Annotated in this window: 13 protein-coding genes; 7 read left to right on the top strand and 6 right to left on the bottom strand. The window is 59.6% G+C overall.

Annotated elements, in window-relative coordinates; translation table 11 throughout:
- The first annotated feature begins 9 nt into the window (after window positions 1–9).
- Genes phrB through AC3ZVB_RS09480 form a run of 7 tightly spaced genes read left to right on the top strand, consistent with a single transcriptional unit; the run spans window position 10 to window position 6,408 of the window.
- A complete protein-coding gene (gene phrB / locus AC3ZVB_RS09510; RefSeq protein WP_490146445.1) occupies window positions 10–1,443 on the top strand; it encodes a deoxyribodipyrimidine photo-lyase in 1,434 nt (477 codons plus the stop codon).
- Window positions 1,444–1,456: 13 nt separating this feature from the next.
- The gene (locus AC3ZVB_RS09505) at window positions 1,457–2,239 is read left to right on the top strand and encodes an SDR family NAD(P)-dependent oxidoreductase (RefSeq protein WP_194692737.1); all 783 of its coding nucleotides are present in this window, start codon (window positions 1,457–1,459) and stop codon (window positions 2,237–2,239) included.
- The gene (locus tag AC3ZVB_RS09500; protein ID WP_490146377.1) at window positions 2,236–3,483 is read left to right on the top strand and encodes an NAD(P)/FAD-dependent oxidoreductase; all 1,248 of its coding nucleotides are present in this window, start codon (window positions 2,236–2,238) and stop codon (window positions 3,481–3,483) included. The genes AC3ZVB_RS09505 and AC3ZVB_RS09500 overlap by 4 nt, the downstream gene beginning before the upstream one ends.
- Complete coding sequence (locus AC3ZVB_RS09495; protein ID WP_490146376.1) at window positions 3,480–4,295, top strand: DUF1365 domain-containing protein; 816 nt, start codon at window positions 3,480–3,482, stop codon at window positions 4,293–4,295. Before AC3ZVB_RS09500 ends, AC3ZVB_RS09495 begins: the two co-directional genes overlap by 4 nt.
- Entirely contained in the window at window positions 4,282–5,553 is a 1,272-nt protein-coding gene (locus AC3ZVB_RS09490; RefSeq protein WP_162439677.1) for an SAM-dependent methyltransferase, read from the top strand. Before AC3ZVB_RS09495 ends, AC3ZVB_RS09490 begins: the two co-directional genes overlap by 14 nt.
- Window positions 5,546–6,049 carry a DUF2878 domain-containing protein gene (locus AC3ZVB_RS09485; RefSeq protein WP_490146375.1) on the top strand — a complete coding sequence of 168 codons (504 nt, stop codon included), beginning with the start codon at window positions 5,546–5,548 and terminating at the stop codon, window positions 6,047–6,049. Before AC3ZVB_RS09490 ends, AC3ZVB_RS09485 begins: the two co-directional genes overlap by 8 nt.
- A 53-nt stretch (window positions 6,050–6,102) precedes the next feature.
- Entirely contained in the window at window positions 6,103–6,408 is a 306-nt protein-coding gene (locus AC3ZVB_RS09480; RefSeq protein WP_490146374.1) for a YkgJ family cysteine cluster protein, read from the top strand.
- A 58-nt stretch (window positions 6,409–6,466) separates the two neighbouring features.
- On the opposite strand, the gene AC3ZVB_RS09475 is transcribed toward AC3ZVB_RS09480, so the two are convergent.
- From AC3ZVB_RS09475 to hemA, 6 genes are all read right to left on the bottom strand, one after another.
- Complete coding sequence (locus AC3ZVB_RS09475) at window positions 6,467–6,985, bottom strand: acyloxyacyl hydrolase (protein ID WP_490146373.1); 519 nt, start codon at window positions 6,983–6,985, stop codon at window positions 6,467–6,469.
- Window positions 6,986–7,106: 121 nt separating this feature from the next.
- Window positions 7,107–7,898 (bottom strand): glutamate racemase, encoded by a 792-nt coding sequence (murI, locus tag AC3ZVB_RS09470; RefSeq protein ID WP_490146372.1) that lies wholly within the window; start codon window positions 7,896–7,898, stop codon window positions 7,107–7,109.
- The gene (locus AC3ZVB_RS09465; RefSeq protein WP_490146371.1) at window positions 7,891–8,646 is read right to left on the bottom strand and encodes a molybdopterin-synthase adenylyltransferase MoeB; all 756 of its coding nucleotides are present in this window, start codon (window positions 8,644–8,646) and stop codon (window positions 7,891–7,893) included. Before AC3ZVB_RS09465 ends, murI begins: the two co-directional genes overlap by 8 nt.
- Complete coding sequence (prmC, locus tag AC3ZVB_RS09460) at window positions 8,640–9,470, bottom strand: peptide chain release factor N(5)-glutamine methyltransferase (RefSeq protein ID WP_162439683.1); 831 nt, start codon at window positions 9,468–9,470, stop codon at window positions 8,640–8,642. The genes AC3ZVB_RS09465 and prmC overlap by 7 nt, the downstream gene beginning before the upstream one ends.
- The gene (gene prfA, locus AC3ZVB_RS09455; protein ID WP_162439684.1) at window positions 9,471–10,553 is read right to left on the bottom strand and encodes a peptide chain release factor 1; all 1,083 of its coding nucleotides are present in this window, start codon (window positions 10,551–10,553) and stop codon (window positions 9,471–9,473) included. It lies immediately after the preceding gene.
- Window positions 10,550–11,839: a glutamyl-tRNA reductase gene (hemA, locus tag AC3ZVB_RS09450; RefSeq protein WP_162439685.1), complete on the bottom strand. Its 1,290-nt coding sequence runs from the start codon at window positions 11,837–11,839 to the stop codon at window positions 10,550–10,552. Before hemA ends, prfA begins: the two co-directional genes overlap by 4 nt.
- Window positions 11,840–12,121: the final 282 nt, after the last annotated feature.

Below are 12,121 nucleotides of genomic sequence, written 5' to 3'. Positions count from 1 at the left end.
GACACCACCATGCAATTGATCTGGCTGCGCAGCGACTTGCGCCTACTCGACAACACGGCGCTCAGCGCGGCTGCGGCGCGCGGCCCGTGCGTGGCGGTGTATGTGTTGAGCCCGCAGCAATGGCTGGAGCATGACGACGCGCCGTGCAAAGTGGATTTCTGGCTGCGCAACCTGAGCGAATTGAGCCGCGCATTGGGCGAATTGAACATCCCCCTGCTGATTCGCGAGGCGTCACGGTGGGATGACGCACCGAAGGTCTTGCTCGATCTCTGCCAGCAATTGAAGGTCGAAGCGGTCCACGTCAACGAGGAGTACGGCATCAATGAAAGCCGGCGTGACGAGCAGGTTGGCGAAGCTCTGAAGGCCGAAGGCATCGGCTTTTACAGCTATCTCGATCAGCTGTTTTTCAAACCTGGCAGCGTGCTGACCAAGACCGGGACCTACTTTCAGGTCTTCAGTCAATTTCGCAAGGTCTGCTACGAACGTCTGCACCGCTCGATACCCGCCATGGTCGTGAAACCCGCAGCGCAGGATTCGCTAGACATTGCCAGCGACAAGATTCCTGCCAGTGTCGAGGGTTTCGAAACGCCCGGCGAACAGCTGCGAGCACTCTGGCCTGCCGGCGAAGCGCAAGCCCGCCTGCGTCTCGATGCCTTCGCCGACGCCCAGATCGATTACTACAAAAACGAGCGCGACTTCCCCGCCAAACCGGGCACCAGTCAACTGTCAGCCTATCTGGCGGCCGGGGTCGTTTCCCCTCGCCAGTGCCTGCACGCGGCCTTGCAAAGCAATCAAGGGGAATTCGAAAGCGGCAAAGTTGGCGCAGTTACCTGGATCAATGAACTGCTGTGGCGTGAATTCTACAAACACATCCTGGTGGGCTACCCACGGGTTTCTCGTCACCGTGCGTTTCGCCCGGAGACCGAAGCGCTGGCGTGGCGCGACGCCCCGGATGAACTGTTGGCCTGGCAGCAGGCCCGCACCGGGCTGCCGATCATCGACGCAGCCATGCGCCAACTGCTTGAAACCGGCTGGATGCACAACCGCCTACGCATGGTGGTGGCGATGTTTCTGACCAAAAACCTGCTGATCGACTGGCGCGAAGGCGAACGCTTTTTCATGCGCCACCTGATTGATGGCGACCTGGCGGCAAACAACGGTGGCTGGCAGTGGAGCTCATCCACCGGCACCGACTCGGCGCCCTACTTCCGGATATTCAACCCGCTGAGCCAGTCCGAGAAATTCGACGCCGAAGGCGTGTTCATCAAGCACTGGCTGCCTGAGCTGGCCGGACTGGACAAGAAGCAAGTGCACAACCCGGCAGACGTCGGCGGATTGTTCGGCGTGGCGGATTATCCATCGCCCATCGTCAACCTGAGCACGTCTCGACAGCGTGCCCTGGCCGCATTCAAAAACCTGCCCTCGCGGCAGGCGCAAGATTGAAAAGGAGATTGGGATGAGTCTTACACCTCCACGACGGTATTGGTTGACTGGTGCCAGCAGCGGTATCGGTGCCGCGCTGGCTGAAGAGATACTTAAGACTGGCGCACACCTGGCCGTGAGCTCACGCTCGGTGGCGCCGTTGAAAGTCTTGTCCCAACGCTATCCGGGGCAAGTGCTGGTCGTGCCTGGTGATCTGACCAACAGCCAGAAAGTGCGAGAGATCGGCGAACAGATTGCTGAAGCCTGGGGATCTCTGGACACCGTGATTCTTAACGCCGGTACGTGCGAATACGTCGATGCCCAGCAGTTCGATGCTTCGATCATCGAGCACGTGGTGCGGACCAATCTGCTCGCCAGCGCCTACTGCATCGAAGCGGCCTTGCCTTTGTTGCGCGCCGGGACTGCGCCGCATCTGGTCGGCATGGCAAGCTCGGTGACTTACCTTCCGCTGCCCCGAGCCGAGGCCTATGGCGCTTCGAAGGCGGGCCTTCGTTACCTGTTCGAATCGCTGCGCATTGATGTGGCGTCTGAGGGCATCGAGGTCACGGTGGTCAGCCCGGGCTTTGTCGATACACCGCTCACGGCCAAAAACGATTTCCCGATGCCCCTCAGCTGGCCTGTCGATAAAGCCGCGCGGCACATTTTTGCCAAACTTGCGAACCGTCCACTGGAGATCGCGTTTCCGGCGCTGTTCATGGCCGCCCTGTGGCCGCTGTCGAAACTGCCCAATCGCATTCAGCTTGAGATCGGCAAACGCATGGTGCGCAGCAATCCGCCCATCAAGGACACACCGTGAACATCGCCATCATCGGCAGCGGTATCTCGGGGCTGACGAGCGCCTACCTGCTCAACCGCAGTCACGAGATCACTGTGTTCGAAGCCAGCGACTGGGTCGGCGGGCACACCCACACCGTGGACGTGACGGTCGAGGGTCGAAGCTACGCCGTGGACACCGGGTTCATCGTATTCAATGACTGGACCTACCCCAATTTCATTCGCTTGCTGGAACAGCTTGGCGTGGGCTTCAAACCCACCGAGATGAGCTTCTCGGTCACCGATCCGGACAGTGGCCTGGAGTACAACGGCAACAACCTCAACAGCCTCTTCGCCCAGCGGCGCAATCTGTTGTCACCTGGGTTCTGGGGCATGTTGCGTGACATCCAGCGCTTCAATAAGGAGGCGCTACGCGACCTCCAGGAAGAGCGGATCGACAGCACCACCACGCTGGATGATTACCTCAAAGCCGGTGGCTATGGTGAGCGTTTCATCCTGCATTACATCGTCCCGATGGGCGCGGCGATCTGGTCGATGTCCATGGCCGACATGCTCGGTTTTCCGTTGCAGTTATTTGTACGGTTTTTCAAGAATCACGGCTTGCTGTCCATCAACAATCGGCCGCAGTGGCAGGTGATCGAAGGCGGCTCCAGCGCCTACATCGAGCCGTTGACCGCTTCGTTCCGTGAACGCATTCGGTTGAATTGCGCCGTGACCCGGGTCGAGCGCGATGAGGAGGGTGTGGTTATCCACAGCGCCGCCGGTATCGAGCGGTTCGACAAAGTGGTGTTCGCTTGCCACAGCGATCAGGCACTGAAACTGCTGGCGGCACCGAGCGACGCCGAACAATCGATCCTCGGCGCCCTGCCCTATGCCGACAATGAGGTGGTGCTGCACACCGACACGCGTCTGCTACCCCAGCGCAAACTTGCCTGGGCCAGCTGGAATTACCGCCTCGGTGGCCCAGGCCATACACGGGCCGCCGTAACGTACGACATGAACATCCTGCAAGGCATCCAGAGCGACATCACGTTCTGTGTCAGCCTGAACCAGAGCGCGGGCATCAGCCCCTTCAAGGTTCTCGCCAAATACACCTACGCGCATCCGCAATACAGCCTGGCTGCCGTTACCGCACAGGGGCGTTGGGAAGAATTGAACGGCATTGAGCACACCTGGTATTGCGGCGCGTATTGGGCCAACGGTTTTCACGAGGATGGCGTAGTCAGTGCGTTGCGGGTTGCCCATGCGTTTGGAGAGCAGCTGTGAACAGCGCCCTCTACAGCGGCTGGATCGCCCATCGCCGATTCGCCCCGCGGCGTCATGAATTCCGCTACCGGATCGGTCTGTTGTACCTGGACCTCGACGAACAGGACGAAGTACTGGGGTTATCGCCGATGTCGGGCAATAGTCGCTTTTCGCCATTCTCATTTCGCGAAACCGATTACCTCAGAACCTACACCCGCCGCGGCATGCGTCTGATTGATGCGGTGCGCCTACAGGTCGGGGAAGCACTCGGACATGTTCCCCAAGGCTCGATCTGCCTGCTGACTCAAGCCCGTAGCTGGGGCCTGTCGTTCAATCCGGTGAGCTTTTTCTATTGCCATGAAGCGGACGGTCAACTGGCAGCGATTCTCTGCGAAGTCAGCAACACGCCCTGGCGCGAACGCTATCACTACGTGCTGCCGGCCAAGACCCCGGAAGATCTGGGCGACTTCCATCAGCACTTCGCCGTGGCCAAGGCCTTTCACGTCTCGCCGTTTTTGCCCCGGGACCTTGAATACCGAATGAGCTTCAGCCCGGCCGCGAAAAAACTCGGCGTGCACATGGCTGACTGGCAGGGCGAACTGAAGCTCTTCGACGCCACGCTCAATCTGCAACGTGAGGCCCTGGATCGCGCCAGCCTGCACCGTTACCTGCGGCGTTTTCCGTGGATGACCGCGAAAACCTGCCTGGCGATTTACTGGCAAGCCCTTCGCCTGCTGCTCAAGGGCACACCGATTTTTGCTCATCGACCTGCCGACGGCAGCTTTAAAATCGCCACAGTTCCCCCCAAGGATCGCCGCCATGAAATCCTCTAGCGTCACGGCCAAAGCCCCCCTGCTCAGTACCAACGGCCTGACCGGAACGCTGTTGCGTCGGGGCGTACTGCGTCAGCTGGCACACCTCAAGCACGGGCAACTGGTGGTGGTTGAAGACGGCGAACGCCACGTTTTCGGCACCCAGGGCAGTCACTTGCTGGGAGAGATTCAGATCCTCAATGCCGCAGCGTGGGGATTGGTGGCGAGCAACGGTTCGATCGGTGCCGGGGAAGCGTTTATTCATGGCTACTGGAGTTCGCCCGACCTCACGGCGGTGGTGCGGGTGTTTGTCAGCAACCTTGACGTGCTGGACGCGCTGGAAGGTGGCCTGGCGAAACTCGGCCGGCCCTTCGTTCAAGGACTGCACTGGCTGAACCGCAATACCCGCAAGGGTTCGCAAAAGAACATCGCCGCCCATTACGACCTCGGCAACGACCTGTTTGAACAGTTTCTCGATCCGACCATGATGTATTCGGCCGCCCAGTTCCTGACGCCCGAAGACAGCCTTGAGCAAGCGCAGCTGAACAAGCTGGAGCGGATTTGTCAGAAGCTGGCGCTCAAGCCGACCGATCACTTGCTGGAAATCGGCACAGGTTGGGGCAGCATGGCGCTGTATGCCGCGCAGCAATATGGCTGCAAAGTCACCACCACGACGCTTTCCAAAGAGCAATACGCCTTCACTGCGCAACGTATTGAAGCGCTCGGGCTGCAAGATCAGGTGACGCTGTTGCTGTCCGATTACCGCGACCTGACGGGCCAATACGACAAGCTGGTGTCGATCGAGATGATCGAAGCCGTCGGGCATCGCTTTCTGCCGACCTACTTCAAGCAATGCGCGCATTTGCTCAAGAGCAACGGACTGATGCTGTTGCAGGCCATCACCATTCGCGATCAACGCTACGAACAGGCCAAGAGCAACGTCGACTTCATTCAGCGTTACATCTTCCCCGGCGGCGCCCTGCCCTGCGTGCAAAAGATGCTCGAGATCGTCAGCCGCGACACCGATATGAACCTGCTGCACATGGAAGATTTCGGCCTGCATTACGCCAGGACACTGCGCCTGTGGCACGAGAACTTTCGCCGGGCCCACGGCCGCCTGAGCGAATTGGGTTACGACGATTATTTCCTGCGCCTGTGGGAGTTTTACCTGTGTTACTGCGAAGGTGGCTTCCTGGAGCGCACCATCGGCACGGCGCAATTGCTGCTGGCCAAACCATCAGCAATCACCGCGCCGCTGCTGGGCCGTTTCGATGCTTGAACGCCTGACCAACGCCGCGTTGTTTCAATTGGGCTGGCTCGCGTGCGTGGTTGGTGGCGACAGTCTTTGGTTGTTGGTGCCGTTGGCAGCGTTAGTGATTCATCTGCTGTGGATAAGTCGTTGGGCGGATGAAGGCCGACTGATCCTCAGCGTGGTTCTGTTGGGCACGACCGTGGACAGTACATTGCGCTGGTTGGGGGTGTTCGATTTCGCCGATGTGGCACCCCTCATACCGCTATGGCTGATGCTGCTATGGGCGCTGCTCGCGACGACCTTGCGCCATTGCCTGGCCTGGAGCGCCCATCCGTGGTGGCTCGCCAGTGCATTGGGCGCGATCGGTGGGCCGCTGTCATATTACGCAGGCAGCCAACTGGCGGGAGTGCAATTTCCCTACGGACCATGGGTGACACTGATCGGCCTCGGCTTACTGTGGGCGATGCTATTTCCCACGCTGCATTTCATGGCCCAGCGACTGGCTTCGGACACCCATCGTTAAACGTCTGTCAGGCCTTTTACACTCACAAGGCACACTGCCTTACACTGCGCGCCATGAAGACCATTCCCCATACGCAAATCGCCGAGCCGGCGGTCGCATGCTCGACCTGCGCAGCGTGCTGCTGTCAGCTCGAAGTCATGCTGATCACGGACACGGGCGTGCCTGAACGTTTTATCGATACCGATGACTGGGGCGGGGAAGTGATGCTGCGTCTGGATGACGGCTGGTGTGCCGCGCTGGATCGCAACACCATGATGTGCACGATCTACGAAAAGCGTCCGCTGATCTGCCGGGAATTCGAGATGGGTGCACCGGAATGCATCGAGGAAAGACAGGGCATTACGACGGCGTATCGGTGATTTTTGGCCCACCGTGGATCATATGTGGGAGCTGACCTGCTCCCACAGTGATCAGTGCTTACAACGGCATTGTGTAATGCAGGGCGTAGCTTTCTACGCCGTCGTTGTGGTTGGCCAGTCCGGCATTGGAATAGTGTGTAGCCCGAATCCCGACTTCATGACCGCCCGCAAAGCGCAGACCGAAACCTAGACGGTCTTCAAACTGAAAAGACTGACCGATGTTGTTGTCTTCCAGCTGGGTATCGGAGAAGAACGCAACCCCAATGCCTGCCTCGATGTAAGGCTTGACGTTTTGACCGGCAAATTCGTAAACGAACACCGGAGCAAACGACAGGCTGTTGTTGCTGGAAGTCTTGTCGCCCTCCCAATAGGTATAGGCGCCGCTCCAGAAACCGGTCAGGCGACCCACATCGCTCTGCCACCAGCTCTTGTCCCAGTCGAACTGCATGCCCAACCGGTAGGTCATGGTTGAGTCGCTGGTCGCGCCGACTGCGAACTCCACGCCTGCCGCCTGTGCAGTAATACTTTGCCCCATCAGTGCGGCCGCAATCGCGGCCAAGCAGAATAGTCGCTTCACTAGAAACATCCTTTTCCGAACGATTTTCGTATGGTTTTTTGGGTGCAGCTCAACATTCAAAGCTATAGAAGTCGACGATTAGTCAGAAGTTCAGACGGTTTCGGGACTTTTCACATTTTTTTTACAAGTCGAAGCTACGCACAATGCCGGTGGAATTCCAGAGTACCGGCAACACATTACTAAAATGTTCCGGATCGGCACTCGTCCAGAACTGTGCGGCGCGAGCAGGCCCATCAGCGAGCAACTCACGTTCTGCCAACAGGCGCTGAAGTTGCCGTGCTACCGCAGCACCGGTGTCGATCAGGCTGATGTGCTCTGGGATCATCTGCTTTAGCAAAGGCTTTAGGAAGGGGTAATGCGTGCAGCCGAGAATGATCGTGTCACACCCTGCGGCCAGCAGCGGCGCGACATAGCTGCCAAGCAACGTTCGCAAGGCCGGACTGTGCAGATCACCGTTCTCGATCAACTCCACCAGACCGGGACATGGCTGGGTAATCACGCGCACATCGGTGGCAAAGCGGTCGAGCAGCGCGGCGAACTTGGCACTCTGCAATGTCCCGGTGGTGGCGAGGACACCGACCACGCCACTGCGCGTTGCAGCTGCGGCAGGCTTGACTGCGGGCTCCATGCCAACGATGGGCCACTCGGGGTAATCGCGGCGCAAATCTGCGACACCTGCCACCGTCGCGGTGTTGCAGGCCAGCACCAGCGCCTTGGCGCCCTGCTGCTGAAAAAAGCCGGCCATTACGCTGCAACGATGGCGGATGAATTCCGGGGTTTTCTCGCCATAGGGAACGTTCCCGCAATCGGCGACGTACAGCAGGGACTCGTCAGGCAGCAAACGCTGGATTTCAGCCAGCACCGAGAGTCCACCGACACCGGAGTCGAACACGCCAATCGGCGCTTCACGCATGTTTCGACCCACAAACGCCGCAACCCGGATCTCGCTTGACGCGCAATTCCCGAAACCGTGTGCCCAGGGCATCAATCAACAACAATCGACCCACCAGCGGCTCGCCAAAACCTGCCAGCAGTTTCAGCGCTTCGAGGGCCTGGAGGCTGCCGACCAAACCGACCAAGGGACCGATTACGCCGGCTTCGCTGCAGGTCAGCTCGGCTTCGCTGCCGTGTCCGTATAAACAGTGGTAGCAAGGGCTTTCCGGGCGCCGTGGATCGAACACCGACAATTGCCCTTCGAGGCGAATGGCGGCGCCGCTCACCAAAGGCTTACCGGCCATCACACACGCGGCGTTGACCGCTTCGCGGGTGGAGAAATTATCGGAACAGTCCAGCACCAGGTCCACCGCCGCTACCGCAGCAGCGAGGGAATCCTCGTCCAGCGCAGTGCGATGGGCGATCAGCTGAATCTCGGGATTGATGGCGCTTAATCGGCGGATGGCCGAGTCGACCTTGCTGACACCAACGCTGTCGGTGTCATGAATGATCTGGCGTTGCAAATTGGTCAGGTCGACGCTGTCGAAGTCCGCCAGATGCAGCTCGCCAACACCGGCAGCCGCCAGGTACAGCGCAACCGGCGAACCGAGACCGCCGAGGCCGACAATCAGGACACGGCTTGCTTTGAGTCGCAGCTGACCGTCGATATCGACGTGCTGCAACAGAATCTGACGGCTGTAGCGCAACAATTCCTGATCATTTAGCACGGCAAGCGTCCCAGGCTGATACGTTCGTGACCGCCCAGATCGGTGCGGCTGTGCACTTCTTCAAAACCACGGGTCAGCAGCAGATCGCGCACTGCCAAGGCCTGATCGTAACCGTGTTCGAGCATCAGCCATCCCCCCGCTTCAAGGTAGTCCGGCGCCTGGGCGACGATCAAACGCAGATCGTCGAGCCCGTCGATACCGGCAACCAGGGCGCTGGCCGGCTCGAAGCGCACGTCGCCTTCGACCAGATGCGGATCGGCGCTGGCGATGTAAGGCGGGTTGCTGATGATCAGTTCGAAGCGCTGACCTTCCAGGGCACTGAACCAATGGCTGCTCAGCACAGTGGCATTGTTCAGGTGCAGACGCTGGCGATTGCGTTCGGCCAGGGCAACGGCTTCGAGTACGCGATCCACCGCGGTGACCTTCCATGCCGGGCGCTCACTGGCCAGGGCCAGGGCAATCGCGCCGCTGCCGGTGCCGAGGTCGAGAACCCTGGCAGGGGTGGCCGGGAGCAATTCCAGCGCGGTCTCTACCAGCAATTCGGTGTCCGGACGCGGGATCAGGGTGTGCGGGGCGACCTCCAGGTCCAGCTTCCAGAAACCTTGCTGGCCAAGGATGTAGGCCACCGGCTCCCCGCCGCGACGACGTTGCAGGAATTCGGCGAACTTCAGCGCCGCTTCGCTCGGCACGATGCGTTCCGGCCAGGTATGCAGGAAGCTGCGGGGCTTGCCCAGCGCAGCCGCCAGCAACAACTCGGCATCCAGACGTGCAGAGGGCGAGTCGGGCAAATCGGCGGCGCGTAACAAACTGGCAATGATGGTCATTTACTCACCTATCGCTGCGAGTTGGTCGGCCTGGTACTCGGCCAGCAACGGCTCGATCACCGCATCGACGCCACCGGCGAGGATTTCATCAAGGGAGTACAGCGTCAGGTTGACCCGGTGATCAGTCACCCGGCCCTGCGCAAAGTTGTAGGTACGAATCCGCTCTGAACGATCCCCTGAACCCACCAGCAACTTGCGCTCGCTGGCGATGGCATTGGCGGCAGCGCTGGTTTGCTGGTCGTTCAGCTTGGCCGACAGCCAGGCCATCGCCCGCGCGCGGTTCTTGTGCTGGGAACGTTCTTCCTGGCACTCCACGACGATACCGGACGGTATGTGCGTGATGCGAATAGCAGAGTCAGTCTTGTTGACGTGCTGACCGCCCGCGCCAGAGGATTTGTAGGTATCGACCCGGATATCCGCCGGGTTGATCTCGATCGCTTCCTGCTCGTCCGGTTCAGGCAACACCGCTACGGTGCAGGCCGAGGTGTGGATGCGGCCCTGGGATTCGGTGGCCGGTACGCGCTGTACGCGGTGGACGCCGGACTCGAATTTCAGTTTGCCGTAGACATTTTCGCCCTCAACTCGCGCGATGACTTCTTTATAGCCACCGTGCTCACCGATGTTCTCCGAAAGGATCTCCACCCGCCAGCCGCGACGCTCGGCGTAGCGTGAATACATGCGAAACAGATCGCCCGAGAAAATCGCCGCCTCATCACCGCCAGTACCGGCACGGATCTCGAGGAACACGTTGCGACCGTCGTTCGGATCCTTGGGCAGCAGCATGCGTTGCAGATTGGCTTCGATTTCGATCAGTTGCTCTTTGGCTTCGCGGACTTCTTCCACGGCCATTTCGCGCATGTCCGGGTCGCTGTCCTTGAGCAGCGCCTGAGCACCTTCAAGATCACTCTGTACCTTGAGCAACTGTTTATAGGTTTCGACGATCGGCTCGACTTCCGCGTATTCCTTGGAATAGGTGCGGAATTTGGTCTGGTCGGAAATGACTTCACCGTCGCCAAGGAGGGCGGTCAGTTCCTCGAAACGGTCCTGGAGGATATCCAGCTTATTGAGCAGTGACGCTTTCATTGCGTTTTTTTATCCGAAAAGCTATCCGATGAGCCCTCACCGAGGGCAAAGAGTTCCTGGGCCATTGCCAGTGCGTCGAGGCGTCCTTCGGCAGAAAGCTTTTTCAACTGCACGCTCGGGGCGTGCAGGAGTTTGTTGGTCAGGCCCCGCGCCAATTGCACCAGCACGTCTTCGGCGCTGCTGCCATTGGCCAGCATCCGCTGGGCCTTCTGCAATTCTTCGTCGCGCATGCGCTCGCTTTGTTGGCGATAGGCCTTGAGCACATCCACTGCGGCCAGTTCACGCAGGCGGACCATGAAGTCTTCAGCGCCGATCGAGACCATCTCTTCCGCCGCTTGGGCAGCGCCTTGACGGCTTTTGAGGTTCTCGGCGACGACTTCATGGAGATCGTCGACGCTGTAGAGGTAAACGTCGTCAAGCTCGCCGACTTCCGGCTCGATATCCCGAGGCACGGCGATGTCGACCATGAAAATCGGTTTGTGCTTGCGCAGCTTCAAGGCACTTTCGACGGCGCCCTTGCCCAGGATCGGCAGCTGGCTGGCGGTAGAGCTGATAACGATGTCACTGCGCACGAGTTCTGCCGGGATATCCGACAGCAATACGGCGTGAGCGCCGAACTGTTCGGCCAGGATGCTCGCGCGTTCCAGTGTGCGGTTGGCAACCACGATACGTTTCACACCCAGTTCGTGCAGATGACGGGCGACCAGGGTGATGGTCTCGCCGGCGCCAATCAGCAGGGCCTGGCTGCGCTGCAGATCGCTGAAGATCTGTTTCGCCAGGCTGACTGCGGCGAACGCCACGGAAACAGGGTTTTCGCCAATGGCAGTGTCGGTACGCACCTGCTTGGCCGCATTGAACGTCGCCTGGAACAGACGCCCGAGCAATGGACCGATAGTGCCGGCCTCGCGGGCCACGGCGTAGGCGGACTTCATCTGACCGAGAATCTGCGGTTCGCCCAGTACCAGCGAATCCAGCCCGGAGGCGACCCGCATCATGTGACGAACTGCCGCATCATCTTCGTGCACGTAAGCGCTCGAACGCAGCTCGTCGAGGCTCAAATGATGGTAATCGGCCAGCCAGCGCAACACGACGTCAGCCGAAAGGTGATCCTGTTCTATATAGAGTTCACTGCGATTGCAGGTGGAGAGGATCGCAGCTTCGCGGCTGTCGGTAAGTCGGCAGAGCTGCTGCAAGGCCTCCACCAGCTGCTCAGGGGTAAAGGCCACGCGCTCGCGGACGTCTACTGAAGCAGTCTTGTGGTTGATACCGAGTGCAAGGAAGGCCATTCAAAGTCGCAGATGGTGACGTGAAGCCGGCAATTGTCCTACTTCGACACAACGAGAACAACTACTCGATCTCTATCGCCTTGGTAGGCATCACCCGAAACTGCGAGCGCTTCTCGTTTACACGAAGCGTACACCGGTCCTTGTGGGAGCTGGCTTGCCTGCGATGGACTGACAGACACCGCTGGCTCCCTGTGAAAACTCGTCATCGTTAACGACCATCGCTGGCAAGCCAGCTCCCACAGGGCACGGCGCATCGGTAAATTGCCGGGCCGGTTATGTTTG

Source organism: Pseudomonas sp. MDV22-iso1 (assembly GCF_058145095.1).
This window is presented reverse-complemented; position numbering and strand designations above follow the sequence as displayed.